General features: G+C 53.9%; 15 protein-coding genes. 7 read left to right on the top strand and 8 right to left on the bottom strand.

Translation table 11 applies throughout. The features are described 5' to 3' along the window. Window positions 1-24: 24 nt before the first annotated feature. The 3 genes from MWU62_RS08300 to MWU62_RS08290 form a co-directional block, all read right to left on the bottom strand. Window positions 25-483 (bottom strand): L,D-transpeptidase, encoded by a 459-nt coding sequence (locus MWU62_RS08300; protein WP_247114462.1) that lies wholly within the window; start codon window positions 481-483, stop codon window positions 25-27. A gap of 97 nt (window positions 484-580) precedes the next feature. Next, complete coding sequence (locus tag MWU62_RS08295; RefSeq protein ID WP_247114401.1) at window positions 581-1,258, bottom strand: TetR/AcrR family transcriptional regulator; 678 nt, start codon at window positions 1,256-1,258, stop codon at window positions 581-583. A gap of 60 nt (window positions 1,259-1,318) precedes the next feature. Next, entirely contained in the window at window positions 1,319-2,224 is a 906-nt protein-coding gene (locus MWU62_RS08290) for a hypothetical protein (protein WP_247114400.1), read from the bottom strand. A gap of 189 nt (window positions 2,225-2,413) precedes the next feature. Here MWU62_RS08290 and MWU62_RS08285 point away from each other — a divergent pair, with 189 nt between their 5' ends. Continuing rightward, a complete protein-coding gene (locus tag MWU62_RS08285) occupies window positions 2,414-3,034 on the top strand; it encodes a riboflavin synthase subunit alpha (protein ID WP_247114399.1) in 621 nt (206 codons plus the stop codon). A gap of 16 nt (window positions 3,035-3,050) precedes the next feature. Here the strand turns inward: MWU62_RS08285 and MWU62_RS08280 are convergent, their stop codons facing one another. The 4 genes from MWU62_RS08280 to MWU62_RS08265 form a co-directional block, all read right to left on the bottom strand. Beyond that, on the bottom strand, window positions 3,051-4,190 hold the full coding sequence (locus MWU62_RS08280) for a methyltransferase (RefSeq protein WP_247114398.1): 1,140 nt from the start codon (window positions 4,188-4,190) through the stop codon (window positions 3,051-3,053). Between the two features lie 193 nt (window positions 4,191-4,383). Beyond that, window positions 4,384-5,445 (bottom strand): class I SAM-dependent methyltransferase, encoded by a 1,062-nt coding sequence (locus MWU62_RS08275; RefSeq protein WP_247114397.1) that lies wholly within the window; start codon window positions 5,443-5,445, stop codon window positions 4,384-4,386. Window positions 5,446-5,474: 29 nt separating this feature from the next. Then, window positions 5,475-6,155: a carbonate dehydratase gene (can, locus tag MWU62_RS08270; protein WP_247114396.1), complete on the bottom strand. Its 681-nt coding sequence runs from the start codon at window positions 6,153-6,155 to the stop codon at window positions 5,475-5,477. A 100-nt stretch (window positions 6,156-6,255) separates the two neighbouring features. Further along, window positions 6,256-11,124 carry an NAD-glutamate dehydrogenase gene (locus MWU62_RS08265; protein ID WP_247114395.1) on the bottom strand — a complete coding sequence of 1,623 codons (4,869 nt, stop codon included), beginning with the start codon at window positions 11,122-11,124 and terminating at the stop codon, window positions 6,256-6,258. A 130-nt stretch (window positions 11,125-11,254) separates the two neighbouring features. Here MWU62_RS08265 and MWU62_RS08260 point away from each other — a divergent pair, with 130 nt between their 5' ends. Genes MWU62_RS08260 through MWU62_RS08235 form a run of 6 tightly spaced genes read left to right on the top strand, consistent with a single transcriptional unit; the run spans window position 11,255 to window position 18,255 of the window. After that, window positions 11,255-12,229 carry a MoxR family ATPase gene (locus tag MWU62_RS08260; RefSeq protein WP_247114394.1) on the top strand — a complete coding sequence of 325 codons (975 nt, stop codon included), beginning with the start codon at window positions 11,255-11,257 and terminating at the stop codon, window positions 12,227-12,229. A gap of 8 nt (window positions 12,230-12,237) precedes the next feature. Beyond that, window positions 12,238-13,170 carry a DUF58 domain-containing protein gene (locus tag MWU62_RS08255; RefSeq protein WP_247114393.1) on the top strand — a complete coding sequence of 311 codons (933 nt, stop codon included), beginning with the start codon at window positions 12,238-12,240 and terminating at the stop codon, window positions 13,168-13,170. Further along, window positions 13,167-13,637: a DUF4381 domain-containing protein gene (locus MWU62_RS08250; RefSeq protein ID WP_247114392.1), complete on the top strand. Its 471-nt coding sequence runs from the start codon at window positions 13,167-13,169 to the stop codon at window positions 13,635-13,637. Before MWU62_RS08255 ends, MWU62_RS08250 begins: the two co-directional genes overlap by 4 nt. After that, the gene (locus MWU62_RS08245; RefSeq protein ID WP_247114391.1) at window positions 13,631-14,671 is read left to right on the top strand and encodes a VWA domain-containing protein; all 1,041 of its coding nucleotides are present in this window, start codon (window positions 13,631-13,633) and stop codon (window positions 14,669-14,671) included. The genes MWU62_RS08250 and MWU62_RS08245 overlap by 7 nt, the downstream gene beginning before the upstream one ends. A gap of 3 nt (window positions 14,672-14,674) precedes the next feature. Next, window positions 14,675-16,522, top strand: coding sequence for a VWA domain-containing protein (locus MWU62_RS08240; RefSeq protein ID WP_247114390.1), 1,848 nt, complete (start codon window positions 14,675-14,677; stop codon window positions 16,520-16,522). Then, complete coding sequence (locus MWU62_RS08235) at window positions 16,516-18,255, top strand: BatD family protein (protein ID WP_247114389.1); 1,740 nt, start codon at window positions 16,516-16,518, stop codon at window positions 18,253-18,255. Before MWU62_RS08240 ends, MWU62_RS08235 begins: the two co-directional genes overlap by 7 nt. 93 nt (window positions 18,256-18,348) lie before the next feature. Here MWU62_RS08235 and ccmI read toward each other — a convergent pair whose 3' ends face one another. Continuing rightward, a complete protein-coding gene (gene ccmI / locus MWU62_RS08230; RefSeq protein WP_247114388.1) occupies window positions 18,349-19,635 on the bottom strand; it encodes a c-type cytochrome biogenesis protein CcmI in 1,287 nt (428 codons plus the stop codon). Between the last annotated feature and the right edge of the window lie 53 nt (window positions 19,636-19,688).

Raw genomic sequence — 19,688 nt, 5'->3', positions numbered from 1 at the left:
CTAGTCAATCTTATTAATTTAGTTTCAACGAATAGTAACCGGCATACCCGTGCAGACACAGTCGAATATCTCAATAACATCCGAATTGCGCATACGAATACAACCATGGGAAAGCGCAAGCCCCATCGGCTCGGTATCCGGAGTACCGTGTATGTAGATAAAACGGCGGAAGGTGTCGACGCCAGAACCACGATTTTTGCCAGATTCCAGCCCGCAAAGCCATAGAATACGGCTCAGAATCCAGTCTCGGTTAGGGTGATTGGCCGCCAGCTCGGGAGAGTATACTTCGCCGGTAGGACGACGGGCGCGGAAAACCGTATTGGCGGGCAGCCCAGCGCCAATCATGGCGCGTATGTAGTGCCTGCCCCTTGGAGTGCAGCCACTACCGTCGCGCTCACCAGCGCCATTGAGACCAGTAGAAATGGCATAGCGCTCAATGACCCTACTATTTTCGTCAAGCAGCGCAAGGGTCTGGTCATCCAGACATACTTCAATCGAACAAACAGTACGGTTGTGATGGCTCACAAAGCTTATGGCTCCCTCCGAGGTATAGAGGGAAGCCTAACCGAGAGGGTCTTGCTCAGGCAACCGGGATGTGGGTTTCAGCGGGCGGAGCCAACAAGGTATCCTGAGCCTGCATCCCCGCTGCAAGGAAGGGCACCAAACGTGCCGCGATTTCCTGAACCGTGGTATCCACGCCCAACTTATTACGCAGTATGTCTTGCAAGGCATCACTGCTAGACATGGTGAAAGCCGTGGCTCCCAGCATAAACTGAATGCGCCAGTATCGGTCAACGGCCGAAAGTTGAGGCGTTGCTTCTTTCAATAGACGCATAAAACGCGCGAAAGGCTCACTGTACTCCTGCTCCAAAAATTTGCGTAAATGCCCCTGCGACTGGGTGTACGCAAGACCAAGCAACCGCATGAAGATTGAGATACCTTTTTCGTTGCGCTGCGGCATGCGCACTGCACTTTCCGTGAGCGCCCAAAGGGTTTGGTTCAGCGTTGGAGGGCTGCCATCGCAGCGAGCTTCAAGTTCATCAAATGCGCTTTCTAGGGTGGCTGAGAAAGGCGTGAGAAAGCGCCCAAAAACAGCATGGATCAGCGCGTTTTTAGAGCCAAAGTGGTAATTCACAGCGGCAAGGTTTACTTTAGCCTTGCTGGTAATCATGCGCAGTGAAGTCTCGGAAAAACCGCGCTCAGCGAAGAGTTCTTCTGCCGCATCAAGAATTCGGTCAACAGTGTCTGGCTGGGCCATTTTATTTTCAGTGCCTCTAACAAACGTCTGTTTGAAACATACGTTTGAAGCACATTTATGTCAAGTTCTCTCCTCCGGCTCCGCCGCAACCGTTTGCCAACCTTGGTCAATTGCCTCCTGATTACCTTCGAAGAATGCTGCTTGCACCCTGCTATAAGCTTTCTCCGCTTCAAGCAAATAGATCAGGTAAAGCCTTATATGGTCCCGGCGGGACAATGCCTGAGGCAGGGATTTCTGCTCCGACAAGCGCAACAGGCTACTGAACCGTGCACTTTTCAACGCAGGGTTAAAGTCGGCCATGCGGGCGCATTGCCAGATCAACCCTTCTTTGCCCTCAAGATGTTCTGCGTGTTTTCTGGCATCACGCATTAAGCGTTGGCGTTTGAGCAGCAAATCCAGATAGGAAGGCGCAGAAGTATAAATACGGCGAACCACCGGTACGCCTAACAGCAAAATAATCACAAAGGCACCAAAACCACCACCTGCAAGCCAGGCAGGCACAAAGCCGGTTAAACCACTGAGAAAAACGACAGCTGCTACAAGTGCGCTAAAAATCCACAAATCCCGGCTTCGGCGCGCCGCCGCAACACTGAAGTTATCCGGCCACTCATTCATGGCCAACAGTTCGAAGTCCATCAACAATACCCTGTCGCATTGGCGCAGCATCAACCTTAACTTGCGCTGACGGGACTCCGCTTGCACCGGCTCCGAATGCTCATACTCCTTAGCGTTTTCGTTTGGTGCTTGTTCTGGCCCGCTGGTGCTGTCTGATGCATGTTCACCAGTGTCGCCATCGCTAGCTGTCAGCGATTCTGCTGGGGATGCCGCTGAAGGAGCTCGTGGATCATTGTCACTTGGCGCTTTTACGGCTTCCGCAGGCACAGGGTCGGCCGCACGCCCGGGCCTTAAAACCGCCCCCTGAGCCGTTCCTGCTAATGCCTGTGCGGCGCTCTGATTCTGAGCCATGAAAATTCATCCAAATCGGTAGAGAGCCTCAGCACGCAAGGCCCTTGTGTCTACAGGGTATCGACAGCACTACCCATATCTTGAGTCCAGTTTTCCCTACATCTCCCAGCGCCTATGCTTGGCAACAGCAACCTCGCTCGCTATCCTTCCCTCCCTATGCTGCACTCCGCTCTCTAATGAGGTCTGCTTATGTTCACAGGTATTGTTCAGGGTATAGCTGTTGTTGAAGAGGTTACCGCAGCGACCGGGTTAAGCACCTTCGCGATTCGCTTGCCTGATAATAGCGCCGAGGGCGTTAGCATTGGTGCATCCGTGGCTATCAATGGCACCTGCCTGACAGTTACCAGACAAACGGGTAACACGCTGTTTTTTGATGCCATGCAGGAAACTCTTCGCCTCACAACACTGGGTGATTTGGAGCCGGGACACGCTGTTAACTTTGAAAGAGCTGCACGAATAGGCGATGAAATTGGCGGCCACCTTCTCTCGGGACACATCCACACCACAGCAAAAGTCATTGAGATATTTCGCCCCGAGAATAATGTAACTATCTGGTTTGAAGTGCCAGACGCGTGGGCTCGATATATCTTCCCGAAAGGCTATATTGCCATTAACGGTGCCAGCCTAACCATTGGCGAAGTAGAGGGCAGCCGGTTCAACGTTCACTTGATTCCTGAAACCCTGCGTGCCACAACCTTTGGCAAAATAGCTGAGGGCATGAAGGTCAACATTGAAATTGACAGTCAAACCCAAACCATTGTCGATACCTTGGCGCGATTGGGTTACGACCGCCCTGCTCCAGCACTGTAAGCTGGGCTAGCATTTGCTAGTGCCCAGCTTCAAAAACAACAAACTTTGGATTGGCATCCAACTGGCGGACCTGCGGAAAAAAATGCCGCAGACTTTTGTGGTAACCCAAATGTCGATTCCCCACCATGATCAGTCGGCCGGTATTCGATAGATTCTGAGCGGCCTGTTTAAACAGTCGCAAAGCAATATGATCTCCCACCACTCCACCTTCGTGGAACGGTGGGTTTAGCAGAATACGCTCGAACGGTCCCTCACCATCGGCAACACCGTCCGCATACAGAAAAACTGGCCGGGCTTCCGGGAACGCAACGCCGGTATTGTGACGAGCGCTTAAAACAGCCTGACTGGACACGTCGCTGAAGGTCATTTCGATATCAGGCCGCTGCGCTAAAGCTCTCAGGCCGAGAACGCCGTTACCGCAGGCGAGATCCAATACACGCGCCCCGGGTTGGCAAGATTCAAGCGCAAGCTTGAGATGGGGCAGCATCAGCCGCGTACCAATGTCCAGCTTCTCGCGGGCGAACACCGCAGGCATAGCTTCAATACGCATACCTTCGGCCTCCAACTCGTAGCCCTTCCAGACCCCCGGCCATGCATCCAACCTTGTCTCACCGCGACCACAGGTTATCAAACGCGCTTTTTTTACCGCTCGGCTTACTGCCTGAACTGTCACCGCTCCGGCAAACACATCCACGCTGCGATCGGGCAAATGTTTGATCATGCCCGCAGCCATTAGCGTTCCGTTGGGCTTGAGTACGCCATCGGCCCAGCGCAGAAGCCATGCTAAATAGTCCGTTTCGCGGGGAATTTTCAGCAAAACCAGATCATATGCGCCAACTGGAGGATTCAGCCAGCTAAAGACGTGCGCTGGTGTCGCATAATCGGGGTTTAAAGCCGCATTTTGCGCGAGTGCAGAACTAAGCTGGGCGCTGTCAGCCACTACCTCGGGAGCAAAAACGGATAACCCCAGCGTCAGCGCGCCGTACTGATCATCAACCACCAAAACACGCGAATCGGGCGAGTCATTTAAATACTCGAAGGCTTCCTGTAGCAGCAATTCATCAGCGGCACTCCAAGCGCGAAGGCTCGGATCCTTGGTGCCGGGACGAGTCAGGGTCAGGCTGCCACCAGAATATTCCAGCACTGCGGTTGTCATATCAGGCATCCAGAGAGGCATTCGTTAAAAAGATGCCATTTTAGGCTGATTACTCTAGAAAATAACCCTATTGTTCGTTTTGTTCACTCTAAAGAAGCTCTATCGGAAGAGAGTTTTCTTTAAATCCTTTCGCGGTTAGCTCCGTTTTTCCGGATGCCAACCTTTTGCCCCTCTACCCCAGGGGCTTTTTTCGTTATTGGCCCCGAAAAGCTCGATAGACAGTGAAGCGCCCGTCTTCGTGCAAGCGTTCCACGCGCCCTATATGGCGTTTAATCAAGGCCTCGTATGGCAGAAAACTATTGGCCACCAACCGCAACTCGCCCCCCGGAAGCAGGTGCCGTTTCACGTCCTGCAGGAACTGCTCGGTCATTGAAGTATCGGTTTTTACACCGCTATGAAACGGGGGGTTGCTGATAACAGCCGACCAATAGCCCTCAATTCCCGCAAGGCCATCCGAAGCGAAAATGGAGCCAGCGGCCTTGTTACTGCGATAGGTTTCTCGTGCGCAAATAACCGCCTGAGATTGAACGTCTACACCATCAACTCCAACAACCGGTAGCCCCCGGGCAGCCCGCCATGCTTGTACCCATGCACCAATAACACCCGCACCGCAGGCGAAATCGAGTACTCGGTCAGCTTTAACTGGGAACTCTGCCAAAGTCTCCAGCAACATCTGGGTACCCTTGTCCAAATCATTCCGGCTGAAAATGCCGGGTAAACCGGCAACCTCAAGGGCTATCCCCGCACACTCAACCTTGCTCCAGCCCAGCCAATCCTGAATCTGGAATCCGGAGGCTGACTCAATCGCGTCTGCACACCAAACCTGACAATGGCGCGCACTGTCTGCTTTTGATGCCTGCGGCGCAATTGCTTTCAATTGTTTGACGGCCCCTGCGATGCCCTCTTTTTTCTCACCGATCAGAAGCAAGCGTGCGTTTGGTTTTGCCAGTGAGCGGGCCAGCGCAAGCCGCATTTCCAGTTCCGCACGGGCTTTGGGTAAAAAAACAACCAGAGTGTCATAGCGGTTTTCGGTGAGTGCGGGGTCATCATAACCAAAGCAGGCCTGCCAGCTCTCATGACGCTCCAATGCACGGAAAACCCCTGCGTGTTCGCTCATGGCAAGGCCGCTGAGAGGAAGTTCGGACAGCAGATGTGCCGATGCTACACCTAAAAGCGCCAGCGAGCCGGATAGCAGGTGCTGGTTTTTAAGCAGCACCTGATGGGAATTAGGTAGGCCGGAGCCAGATATACTCATGGATTGGATGATGCCGTTTGCAGTGAAATCTAAGCTTTTTTCTGACGGCCGGAGCGCACAGGGCGCACAATCAACTCATCAATGCTGTTCTGCTTAACTTGTTCCCAGCTTTCGGCGCTGGATGCAGACAAACCCATATCCCGGAGTATGCCGTCGGCCAAGTCGTATACAAAGCCGTGAACATTCAACCTCTGGCCGCGTTTCCAGGCTTCTTGGACAATGCTGTTCTGGCATACATGCCCAACCTGCTCAATAACATTCAGTTCACACAGTCGATCAGCTTGATCATGTTCGTTCTCACAGTTGCTCAGAACGGACTGATGGCGATCTCGAACGTCCTGCACATGTCTCAGCCAGTTACCGATAAGACCAAAACCCTCGTTGCGCAAAGCCGTTCTGATGCCCCCGCAGCCATAATGACCAACTACAAGAACATGCTTAACCTTCAGCACTTCTATGGCGAACTGCAAAACGGAAAGACAGTTGAAGTCTGTATGCACTACAACGTTGGCCACGTTCCGGTGCACAAAAAGCTCGCCCGGAGGCATATCAACAATTTGGTTGGCAGGCACTCGGCTATCGGCACAGCCAATCCAAAGATATTCCGGCGCCTGCTGGTTCGACAGGCGTTGAAAAAACTGTGGATCATCGGCCTTGATGCCTTCGGCCCAAGCTCGGTTTTTCTCAAGAACGTGGTCAAGTTGCCCCATTCACAGACTCCATTTAGTGATTCCCGATCGCAATTGAACGGGAATCACGGCCTCAGCGCAATACTCAGTTTGTCTGAATCAAGTCAAAAGCCGCATCTGGCTACTCGCTATGAGGCTGATGCAACGTGCTTTGCGCTAGATCCAGCAACTCGCGCAGTGCCACCGAGAACATCGCATACTCCGGTTCCCCTACGCCTTTAAGCTCAGCCAGCATGGACTTCCAGCGCTGGATCATGTGTTCATGCCGTTGTTTCCAGCTTTCTATACACTCCGGCAAGTCCTCTGGCTTTTCCGCTAAATTCAATACGCCTGTAGTTAGTGCCCTTTGTTGCCAGCCCAAGTCTTCACGGAAGCTCTCCCGTGCCAGCGCCTGCCAATGTGAAGCTGGCGTGAGGCTCGCGATCGTAGAGCCAAACCAGTTGAGATCAAGCAGGTCGCCCAATTGGTAGTAAAGGTTTGCAACGGTTTTCAGCGGCATACCTGTGGCCTTCTGGGCCTCGGTAATACCCAGCGAGGAGTAGAGATACCCTGTACCAGCCAATACGGAGGCCAACTCCGCAGGCAGCCCGGCTTTTTCCAGTTCTTTGTTGCGCTCTTCCCATTCTGCCCGTGCTTGGCCCTCTAGGTAGTCTGGCAAGCCAGACGTTATGGCCCATACACTGTCGGCAAAGCGCTCCATGTGCCCTTCAATGCTCAGCTCCGCGCGGCGGTTGCGTAGTAACCATTGCACAGATCTGCGTATCAGGCGCATCAGGTCGCCCATCAGCTCTATTTGCAACTGAGCTGGAATGTGGAAATCCAGATCTTCGATCTTGTCCCACCAGCAGTCAATCCGAAACACGTCTCTGGCAATCAACCAAGCCAAGGCTATGGTTGCCGCATCGGCGCCGGTAGACTGGCTCAGGCGCTCCACAAAGGTAATACCCATGTGGTTGACCATATCGTTTGCAATCTGCGTGGCAATAATCTCCCGCCGTAGCTGGTGTTCTCCAAGCTCTTTCGAAAACTTCTGGGTTAACTCGCGGGGGAATACCTTGTACATCTCTCGGGCAAGTATTGGAATGTCCGGCAAGCTGCTGTCAATGAGCGTTTGCTTCAAATCACCTTTCACGTAGGCAATCATGACCGCCAGCTCTGGCCGGGTAAGCCCCTGCTTGTTCAACTTGCGCTCGTTCAGCGCTTCGTCGTCCGGCAGGAATTCCAGCGCCCTGTTTAGTTTGCCTTCGCTTTCAAAGGTATTCATCAATCGGCGATATTCTTCAAGGCGCGCAGCTGCGTCCTCATTGGCAATACTGATTGCCTGGGTTTGCCGATAGTTGTTCTTGAGCACAAGCGCAGATACATCGCTGGTCATGTCCTCCAGCATAACGTTCCGCTGCTTGGCGGTTAGATCGCCCATGGCAACGCTGCGGTTGAGCAGTATCTTCATGTTAACTTCGTGGTCCGAGCAATCGACACCACCGGAGTTATCAATAAAGTCGGTATTCAGGCGCCCGCCTTTTAGTGCGTATTCGATGCGGCCAAGTTGGGTCATACCCAGATTTCCACCCTCACCGACTATGGTGCAGCCCAAATCGCCACCGTTGATCCTCACACCGTCGTTGGCCTTGTCGCCCACATCACTGTGCGACTCACTACTGCTTTTAATGTAGGTGCCTATGCCACCCACCCAAAGCAAATCGACCTGAGCCTTCAGGATATGGGAGATAAGCATGTTCGGGGGCACCCGATCCGAGTTGATGCCGAGCAGTTTCTTCATTTCCGCGCTAACGGGTATGGACTTTGCGCTGCGGCTGAATACACCGCCGCCTTTGGAGATCAGCTTCTCGTCGTAGTCTGTCCAGGCTGAGCGGGGCATTTCGAACAGCCGCTTGCGCTCTTTGTAACTCTTGGCTGCATCTGGCGACGGATCTACAAATATATGAATGTGGTTAAACGCAGCTACCAGCTTGGTTTTCTCCGAGCTCAATAGACCGTTCCCAAAAACATCGCCAGCCATATCGCCGATACCAATGGCGGTAAACTCATCAACCGCCGGATTGATACCCACTTCACGAAAGTGTCGCTCAACAGAAACCCAAGCACCGGAGGCGGTAATACCCATCTTCTTGTGGTCGTAGCCATTACTGCCGCCAGAGGCAAAAGCATCCCCCATCCAGAAGCCATATTCCGCTGCCAGACCATTGGCAATATCAGAGAACGTAGCTGTGCCTTTGTCCGCCGCGACCACCAAGTAATGATCATCCGAATCATGGCGTACAACACGCTCAGGCGGCTGAATGCCAGCATCCACCAAGTTATCGGTAATATCGAGCAAGCCACGGATAAACGTTTTGTAGGCCGCAACACCTTCCGCTTGGAAGGCTTCACGATCAGAGGAATCCGGCAGTCGCTTGGCAACGAAGCCACCCTTTGCCCCTACCGGCACAATGACCGCGTTCTTAACTTGTTGGGCTTTCACCAACCCTAATACTTCTGTTCGATAATCTTCGAAACGATCTGACCAACGCAGGCCGCCTCGCGCAACTTTACCGCCGCGCAGGTGAACACCCTCCACTCGTGGTGAATACACGAAGATTTCGTAAACAGGCAGCGGCAGCGGCATGTCCGGAATCTTGGAAGGGTCAAACTTCACGCTGATATAAGGTTTTGGCCCGCCAGCGTCGTCCACTTGGTAATAGTTTGTCCGTAATGTAGCCTGCATCAACTCCAAATAAAGGCGCAAAACACGGTCTTCACTGAGGTTCGAAACCTCTTCCAACCCGGTATTGAACTCAATCTCTAGCTTTTGCTGTGCAGCCTCACACTTACCCATACTTTGAAAACGGTCGGGGTTAAATCGTACTTCGAAGTACTCCAACAGGATTCGAGTAAGCTCAACGTGATTTACCAATGTGTTTGAGATAAACGTTTGGCTGTTCGAAAAGCGAATCTGGCGCATATAGCGTGCATAGGTTCGCAGCAGCGCAATCTCCCGCCAGCTCATATACGAGGTTATGAGCATCCGGTTAAACGCATCATTTTCTGCTTCGCCGTACCAAACCCGATGGAACAGTTCTTCGAATATTGGCCGAATACGGTGAATATCAATGACCGTCCCGCCATGGGCGTAAAGCGTGAAATCGTGAATCCACACGGTTTTATTGTTGCGATCGATAACTTCAAATGGGTGCTCGCCCAACACTCGGAATCCCAAGTTATCAAAGATGGGCATAACGTCAGACAACGGTAACGGCTGATCCGGGTAGAACAGCTTGAAATGCAGCGTGCTCTCATCTTCCTCTAATGCCCGGTAGAAGCTCATCTTCAAGTCGTTGTTAACGGCCGATGCGGAGATGTGTTCTAAATCGATAGCAGCACGGCGCGGGGAGAAGGCTTCTGAATAGCTTGCCGGAAAACCGCTGGCCCAGTTCCGGTACAACTCGTTACCCTGCTCTTCGCCACAGGCTTCGGTGAGTGCGCCCGAGAGGCCGTCACGCCAGGACTGAGCCATTTCGATGACTTTTTGCCGGATTTCCGCAATTGGCAAAGTGCGGTTTTCAACTTGTGGCACACGAATGGTGAACTGAACTCGAGCCAGTGCAGATTCCGAGAAATGAGTAACAAATTCAATGTCCTCAGCTTCAAGGCTATCCATAAGCACCTTTTCAACCTTCAGACGAAGCTCGGTGTTGTAGATATCTCTCGGAAAGAAAGCGAGGCAGGTAACAAACTGACCGTAAACGTCTTCGCGCATGAACAGTTCAATGCGGCGCCGCTCCTGTATGTACAGGATATTTTTGGCGACTTTCAGTAACTCGCCCTCTTCTATTTGGAATAGCTCATCCCGGGGGTAGAGGGTAAGAATCTGTTCCAGCTCCTTACCGGCATAATCTTCACGCAAAAAACCGGAGCGTGTTATCACATTTTCAAACTTGCGCCGGAGTAGCGGAATTTCATCAGGGCGCTCGTTATAGGCGCGGGCGGTGTACAAGCCCAAGAACCGTCGCTCACCAACCACTTCGCCCTTTTTGTTGAACTTTTTAACGGCTATGTAGTCCGGGTACGCGGGCCGGTGGACTCTCGAACGCTGGGCGGATTTCGCAAAGATTAAAACATCTTCGGCACGGGTCATCTCGTTTCGCGTGCGCTGGGGCAACTCATCCAAGCGAACCCGGTCAGGACGTTCGTTATTTACCCGCAATATGCCCAGCTCGGAATTCTCAACCCGGCAGGCGGACAATCCCGCTTTGTCTTTTACGAAGTCGTACTCGTCATAACCAAGAAAAGTAAAGTGATCGCGCACCAGCCAGCCGAGGAAGGCTTTTGCCTCTTCCTTTTGCGCACTGTCGGCACCCACAGTGTTTGCATCCAGCTCTTTGATGATTTCGTTTACTTTATCGGTAACCACCGGGAAATCAGCCACGGCAATTCGCACTTCGTGCAACACCGTTTGCAGGGTCTGTTCAATACGGCGAAGGTCTTCGGGATTGCTGTGTTTGTCTATTTCCAAAACAATGAACGCTTCATAGGAGGAAGCAGACTGGTCTTTCTTTGTAGGCAGCAACTTTTTCAGTTTGCCTTGTTTATCACGCTCTACTTGCAGTATGGAGTGCTGGATAGAGTGGGTACCGATTTCCTGCTGATTGATCGCTATTCGCAGTGAGTCAATCAGGAACGGGATGTTCGGGTGCAGAATAAACACCACCGTGTGGGTAGATTGCCAGCCATCACTTTCCAACTCCGGGTTAAACACGGATACAGGCGTTTCTTCACTGGCGCGCTTTTGCATAAATTGCCAAGCAGCCAACACAGCACCGTATGTATCGGAAAACCGCCGACTCACCAGTTCTTCTAACGGAATGTGCGCGTAATGCTGTTTTGCAAATTCGCTGATTTTTCCGGCTTCGGCTTTGGCTATTTTTCTGGAAAACTCATCAGCCAAACGCTCGAAAAACTGATCTTTGCTAGCCATTGTCAGCGCATTCATGGGCGACCTCAGTTAGTGTGAAATAAACGTAATAGGGATATCGTGAGATAAGCATAGTCAAACCCTTGATTTTTGCCGGTCAGACACCAAAACTGCGGCAACTACTTACGCACGAGAGCAATCACTTCCTATGTCGTTACAGCATACGTTCGGTGAACTACGGGTACAGTTAGCCAAAAGGATCATAGGGCAAGAAAAGCTGGTTGACCGCCTTCTCATTGCTTTGCTGGCTGATGGGCATCTGCTGGTAGAAGGAGCGCCGGGTCTTGCTAAAACTACTGCCATCAAGGCTCTAGCGGATCACCTGACTGGTGATTTCCATCGCATTCAGTTCACCCCGGATCTATTGCCATCAGACGTTACGGGCAGCGAAATTTACCGCGCGGAAACCGGGCTCTTCGAGTTCCAGCGCGGGCCGATTTTCCACAATTTGGTTCTGGCGGATGAAATCAACCGCGCTCCGGCCAAGGTACAGTCTGCCTTACTTGAGGCCATGGGCGAACGCCAAGTCAGTGTTGGGATGCGCACCTTCCCGCTTGATCGCTTGTTCATGGTAATGGCCACCCAAAATCCCATAGAACAGGAGGGCACCTACCCTCTGCCGGAAGCCCAGCTTGATCGATTCCTGATGCACGTAGTGATTGGCTACCCCTCGGCCCAAGCGGAGCAGGCCATTCTTCACTTAGCCAGAAATGACTATCGCCAAGGGCAGCCAGCGGCTGAAGTTCGACTGACTGCCGATCAGGTTTTCGAAGCTCGTGCTCAAGCCGCCGATATTTATATGGCGGAGTCGGTTGAGCAATATCTGCTTGCACTGGTGCTGGCAACCAGAGATCCGGGTGCTCTCGACGGTACTATCAACCCCGAACTAGCGCGCTGGACAGCGTTTGGAGCCAGTCCGCGAGGCACGATTGCCCTTGACCGCTGTGCCCGTGCCATTGCATGGCTCAGCGGCCGGGATTATGTAACACCAGATGATGTGCGTGCGGTCGCCTTCGATGTGCTCAGGCACCGAATCCTTCTGACCTTCGAAGCCGAGGCGGAAGGCATAACGGCCGACACGGTAATACAGCGCTTGATTGAGCGCGTGCCTGTGAGCGCCTGAGGCTGGCCATGGATGTAAGTGCCAGTGACGCAATAACCTGCGTAAGCCTGCAAGCTCTCATTCGCCTGCAGGCTGATGCCCGCGCACTGAAGCTGCCCTCAGCACGGCCAGCACGAGCAAGGCAGGCAGGGCTGCAGCATTCTTCACAGCGTGGGCGAGGTATGGCGTTTGCGGAGGTGCGCTTGTACCAGCCCGGGGATGATATCCGCAGCATCGACTGGCGAGTTACCGCCCGGCGACAAGCACCTCACACCAAGCTTTACGAAGAAGAGCGCGAACGCCCGGTTTTACTCCTTTGCGATCTCGGCCCTACGCTCTTTTTTGCCAGTACCGGAGCCTTCAAACAGGTGCGCTGCGCGCAGCTTGCCGCCATCTTGGCTTGGCTCGCGCTCTCTGCCGGAGATCAGGTGGGCGGCATTGTATTTAATGGCAACACATTAAGCGTACAGCGCCCGGCGCGGCGGAAAAAATCCGTACTCCGGCTGCTAGATACCCTCGCCAGCCAACAGCGCAGTTCGCCAGACAGCTCCGCATCCGAAACTACGCTAGATACAGCTTTGGCAGAAGCCCGGCGCGTTGCCCACACCGGTAGCCGGATTTTTGTGATCAGCGACTTTTTGAATATCTCGGAGAACACGCCGTCATTGCTTGGCGCTCTGGCGCGACACAATAGTGTTAGCGCTCTTAGAGTTGTTGATCCTCTGGAACAGGAACTGCCGCACAGCGGCCGCTTTGCCATTGCGGGAAGCGAAGGCCCGGTATGGTTTGATGCCTCGAATACCAGCTTTCAAAAAGCCTGGCAGGACAAAATCGATCAACATGAGGCCAGGCTTGCAGAGTGCTTTCGCTTGTCCGGCATATGGGCCACAAACGTTTCAACCCAAGAAGCACCAGCGGTAAGCCTAAAAGCCATACTCGGGCCGGGAGGGCGAATCGGATGATGCCCAACGACCCACTGAGCCAGCTTAGGGATATCCACCTGCCACAAACCGGAGGTTTCTGGCCGCCAGCTCCGGGTTGGTGGGTTCTCGCCCTTGCCCTGATTGCTGCCGTGGCCATCCTGGTTTGGGCACTTCGCCGTCGTCATCTCAAAAATCGCTGGCTTAGGCAGGCTAGAGCCGAACTGGCTATCCTAGAGAACTCAGCGGCTAAAGAGCCCCAATGGTTTACGCAAATCAATGGTCTGCTGAAACGTGCCGCACGGGAGCGCTACCCGCATGAAAACCCGGAAGCACTATCGGGTGAGCAGTGGGCCTCATATCTGTTACGGCATCTCCCGAATGAGCGTATCGCCCAGCAACCTGTTGTACATGCTTTGGTAAACAGTGTCTGGCAGCCCCACCCAACAGCTGAGCCAGCTCAGGCTATAGAATTCGCCCGAATCTGGCTGGAGGCACAAAAATGCTGAGCCTCGCCTACCCCTGGCTACTGTTGCTGATTTTGGTGCCTCTACTTCTGCAGTGGAAAAAGCCAGCCGCCCACACCGTAGACGCTCCGGTTTTCCCGGTTGGGCATTGGCTTTCGGATTTGCCCGGCGTAACCCGTCAAGGCAATGGCGTGCCGCGCTGGCAAACGCTGCTGCTCTTGCTCGCCTGGTGTTTGCTGGTATTGGCGCTTGCACGGCCACAGCACGTGGGGGAACAAGTTCAAATGCCGGTGTCCGGGCGCGACCTCATGCTAGTGGTGGATATTTCCCCAAGTATGGAAGAACAAGACATGATTCTTCAGGGTCGTAGCATTAATCGTTTGCAGGCTGTAAAAAAAGTACTCAACGAATTCATTGCGCGCCGAGAGGGGGACCGACTCGGCCTCATTCTATTCGGTACGGAACCCTATGTTCAGGCTCCTCTAACCTTTGATCTCCAAACCCTAGAGACACTCCTTCAGGAATCGGGTATTGGCATGGCTGGGCGGGCAACGGCCATTGGTGATGCGGTCGGTTTGGCCACCAAGCGTTTAAGAGAGAGGCCCCAACAGCAACGCGTGGTGGTGCTGCTTACAGACGGAGCCAACACCGCTGGCGAAATATCGCCAGACAAAGCGACAGAAATAGCAGCCGCGGCCAGTGTACGCCTCTACACCATCGGTATTGGCGCCGACTCTATGGTTCGTCGAGGCCTGCTGGGCTCCCGCCGGGTAAACCCCTCCAGAGATCTGGATGAAAACCTGCTCACACGCATGGCGCAGCAAACCGGCGGAGAGTATTTTCGCGCCCGCAGCTTGCCAGAGCTGGAGTTGATATACGAAACCATCAACCAGCTTGAGCCCATTGAACTGGATGGAAAAACCTACCGACCCATTACCGATCTGTTCTTCTGGCCAGCAGGCATAGCCGTGGCACTCTGGCTGAGCATTTTTATGTTCAGGCATTTGGCTAGCACGCTAACACCGGTGCGCCATAGCACTAACAGCAAATCGGCCGACCATCGGGGGGAAGCGTAACTCATGGCTGACTTCCACTTTATCCGCCCGCTTTGGCTTCTATTATTGCTCCTTATACCGGTGCTTTACCGAGTGTTAAAACACAAAAGCTCCGGCGACAGTGGTTGGTCCGGATTCATTCCTGAGCGATTTTTGTCGCCGGTCATTCGCCGGTATGGCGGAGCTGCTGATAAGCGCGGATCAAAACTTGTACCCGCAATCAGCGCAGTGGTGATTCTGGCAGTGGCTCTCGCGGGGCCAGCCTGGCGCGAGGCACCAACGCCACTTAAAAAGCCGGGGGACGGCTTGGTGATCGTGCTAGACCTGTCGCTGTCCATGTTGGCAACGGATCTGGAGCCAGATCGTCTAACTCGTGCGAAACGCAAAATTCGCGACATTCTGGCTGTGCGCGAAGGCAGCCTTACCGGATTGGTGGTGTACTCCGGGGATGCCCACGTTGTGACACCCCTAACCGACGATAGCAATACCCTGACCGGCATGCTTAACGTACTCGAGCCTGTCATTATGCCGGTTCAAGGCAACCGTGCAGACCTCGCAATTAGCAGAGCCCGTGCGCTTCTGGAACAAGGCGCTCCCGGGCAAGGCCGCATTTTGTTGATCAGCGATGGCGTTGCAGATCAATATCAGGAGCCTATCCAAAGCGCACTCGAGGGCACCGGTTTTACCCTTAGCACGCTCGCCGCAGGCACTCCCAGTGGCGGCCCCATTCCCCTTGCCCGGCGCGGGTTTATTAGGGAAAACGGCAATGTTGTCATAACCCGCACCGACCCGGATAAGCTCGCGGAGCTTGCACGAACCACCGGCGGCACCAGTCATGAATTAACACTGGATGACAGCGACATAGCCGCCTTAAATCTGGGCCCCATCGAATCGGACGAGTGGCAGGACACCGACACCGGGCTCACCATAAATCGTTGGCAAGACGACGGTTATTGGCTGTTATGGCTGGCACTTCCTTTGCTGCTCTTGGGGTGGCGTCGCGGAGCCTTCACCGCATTGGCGTTGATACTGATGCCAGCCATACCGCAGCCAGCCGCTGCCATGGATTGGGACAGCCTTTGGCAACGGGAAGACCAGCGAGCCCCACAGTTAATCCGTGAAGACCCTGAAGCCGCAGCTAACACCCTGAAATCCCCGGAATGGCGAGGCTCGGCACTTTACAAAGCCGAGCGTTATGAAGAAGCCGCCAAAGCCTTCTCCAAAGCAAATACACCTGTCGCGGACTACAACCGCGGTAATGCCCTAGCCCGTGCCGGAAAGCTGGAAGAGGCAATAAAAGCTTACGACAGCGCTCTGGACCAAGCTCCTGACATGGACGATGCCCGTGTAAACCGAAAGCTTGTGCAAGACCTGCTCAACCAACAGGAACAATCCAGTCAGGGCGAAGCCGACGAGAACTCTTCAGATTCAAGCCAGAATGATAGCGGTAGTGAAGGTGAAGGTGACGGAGAGAGCGACGGCGATGGTCAGCAGCAAGGGAGTCCTTCGGATTCATCCGGTGATAGCCAGAACCAAGATCAATCTCAAAACTCGAATCAGGAGTCTGAGCAGTCCCCGAACGGCGACCAGACACAAGAGCAAAACGATACACAGGAACAATCTGGCGAGCAGGAGCCGGACGACACCCAAGAAAATGGCGAGACAAGTGCTCAAGCCATGGGGGACGAGCCCAGCGATGACGAGACGCAGGCACAAGCCCCAGCTCCCATATCTGAAACGCCCCTGACCCAGAGTCAGGAGCAATCGCTTCGACGGATACCAGATAATCCGGGCGGGCTTTTACAGCGCAAATTCCTGCAACAATATCAGGAGCGCCAGACACCATCCGATGAGGGCGATACACCATGGTAAAACGGCTGATCATTCCAACAATTTGGCTGGCGATTTTTATGGTACTAGGGCTCTCGGCACAGGCCGGGGAACTCTCAGCGGAGCCAGACAGAAACCGTCTTTATGAAGGCGAGGTGCTCACCTTTACTATCAAAGGCAGCACCAAGATTGATATCAATCTGAGCAACCTATTCGACTTTGATTTATCGAGCCTGCCGTCCCCGGACATCGAGAAAGTAGAACCTGACTTTGAAATACTGGCCCGCAACCAGCGCTACAGCGTTACCACTGTAAATGGCGAGATGGTGGGAGAAATAACTTGGACCTACCAACTTGCGCCAAAATCAACCGGGAAGCTGACCATCCCCGCCCTGATCTTCAAGGATTCCGTGTCCAAACCGGTGACCATTGAGGTTGTTGACGGCACCCCTCCGGACCAGTCTGGTAGCAATCGAGACAGCTTTATTGAGTTGACGACCGACAAAGCCGAAGTCTATGTACAGGAGCAACTGATCCTGACAGTTCGGTTGTTCTTCCGGGGCAACCTTATTCGCGGTGAACTTTCCGACCCGCAACACCCCAACGCCATCATTGAAACTCTGGGCAAACAACGCGAGTTTGCTACTGAACGCGATGGCGTGCGCTACCGGGTTGTGGAACGGCGTTATGCCTTGTTTCCCCAAAAGCCCGGCGTATTAAACCTCCCTCCCATCCGCTTTGAAGGGCAAGCCAGAAATACTGACGGCTCACTCCGTTTTCTCAGAGACAGTGCAGACTTGTTTGAGGTGCCAGTAAAAGAGGTGCCTGCAGAGTTCACCGGCACAACTTGGCTGCCGGCAAGCAGTCTCACTCTTGCGGAGGCTGGAATGCCCGCAACCTTGAACCTGAACACTGGGGACAACCTCACCCGCACCCTTAGCCTGCAAGCAACAGGGTTGCCTTCGGAAGCGCTGCCGCCATTGCCAGATTCGGTGCCCGACGGGCTTCGCAGTTACCCTGAAGAGCCTCAGCGCAACACGAATGTAGGCCCGGATGGCATCACGTCCACACTCACACAAACCAGCGCCCTAGTTCCGGTGAATGCCGGTAAGCTGACACTCCCGGCCATTCGAATCCCTTGGTGGGACACGGAATCCGACAGCCAAAAAGTTGCGATCATCCCGGCACAAACCCTTAACGTTGCCGTCTCGGAAGGCTCAGCTACAGGGGCCTCAAGCAGTGGCCAAAACACACCGCCAACAACCAGTAGCGACGGAGTCTCGGGCAACAACCCGATTCCCACTATTAGTCGATTCTGGCAATGGACCAGCTTTGCACTGGCAGGCATATGGGTTGTCACCATGCTGGCTTGGTGGCGTAGCCGCAAAATGGCTGCTGATGGCTCAGATCAAACGGTTTCTTCGGAAGGTGCGAACGAACAAGACGTGTTTGAGCAGTTGTTGAGCGCAGCCAAAAACGGCGATGCCACTACGCCCGGATTATTTGTACGCTGGTCTAATTTACGCTGGCCCGGCCATCACTTCGGCTCGACAGAAGATGTGTTTCGGGTCATTCCGGCCCCCGATTTGGAGTTGGAGCTCAGCGCCCTGCAAGCGCATCTGTTCAGCCGGGGTCCATCGGATAGAGACAACAGCAGCAAGCATTGGGATGGAACAGGTCTGGCGAATGCTCTCAGGCACATACGTAAACAGACACTCAAAGCATCTTCCGAAGCTGGCCTGCCGCCCCTCTACCCCAGCAACCTTTCCGTATAAGCGCGGGGTTGGCAACACCAGCTTGAAGATTTCCGAAGATTTGTTTTCGGCTAGGTGAGCCAACAGCAAGCGGCTCATCGAGTCCGTTTCGACTTAGTTGCCAGTCAATTGCTGGTCAATCACGAGGTCTACCGCCGAACCCTGATCTTCAGACACTGCAAGAGGTAAGTCTGTACTACCCTGCCAGTCCCCCGGTTGTGCATTGATGTTGCCTGAGAGCGTCAAGCGGGCCGTTACAACCACTTGCTCCGCTCCGGATATCACAGCTTGCGGCGCCATTGCATGGCTATCGTTCAGGCGAATGTCGATGGGCAAGGCGCTCGCGGTCAACCTCACAACGGCTAAAGGCGGCCCGCTTTGCACATTGGCCGCGCGAGCAAAGATAAATAGAGTAGTGTCTTCAGGGATATCTTGTTTGAATGCGTCATCCAAACTCACTCTCACAGATACGCCCAAGTTGCCTGCGCTGTCATCCGGAGCGGCAAAAGCGGGTTGTTCAGCCGGCGGCTGCTCCCCAAGGCGAGTATAGGCTTCTTGTATTCCTCCCTGAATGGAAGCCAGTTGCGGGTGATCTGGCGCAACCGTTTGGATGCGCTCCCAGTATTGGATCGCTTCGCGATAGCTTCCTTGACTGAACGCATGAATACCCAACAGCCCCAGCGAGTTGACCTCATCGGGGTTCAGCGCGAGCGCTTCTTCAATGGTAGAGGTTACTTTCTCAGTCATGGCGCCCTGAGAGCGGAAAAACTGCGCCTGCGCAGATAATCCCAGAGCGACAGCCCGGGAACCGTCATCAGATTTAACACTATCCGCCAGCTGCCGGAACGCCCAAGCTGCGTCGTCATAACGTTTCAAGCGCATGTAAGTCTGGCCCAGCATAGCCCAGCCGTCCGGATTATCAGGGCTGGCCTCCAGCCGCGCACGCAATTGCTCCGTGAGCTGGTTCATCTGTGCTGCACGGGCTTCGTCTGAGCTGCCAAGCTCCTGCATAGCAACAAAGGATTCCACACTGTCCATCGCGCCCCACTCCTCATAGAGCAGAACCGTTGCCGCAGGAAGCAAAAGTATTGATATTAGGCCCACGGCCATAGCAGCTTTACGCCCGGGAACGCTCTTTGCTGGTGCTTCGTTCTCGGGAACGTCATCGAGCATGGCTCCCGCAAGTTCGTCTCTCAGCTGCCGGTAAGTTTCCTCATCAATAATTCCGGCTTGGTGCTCCTTTTCCAGTTCGGCCATTCGGCTTCGATAGGCCACCAAGTTCTGGTTTCTGAGATCCGTTTGCTCCCGGGAGGCCTGACGGTGAAACATCACAGGGTAAAGTACAAATGCCAAGGCAAGAATGATCAATACCGTTGCGGCAATCCAGAAAGTTTGGGTCATGGAGATATCATCACAGGTTCAAAATGAATAAAGCGGTACGCATGTCTACGAAG

Source organism: Marinobacter sp. S6332 (genome assembly GCF_023016045.1).
Taxonomy (GTDB): Bacteria; Pseudomonadota; Gammaproteobacteria; order Pseudomonadales; family Oleiphilaceae; genus Marinobacter.
Note: the sequence above shows the minus strand (reverse complement) of the source record. Positions and strands in the feature narration are given on the sequence as shown.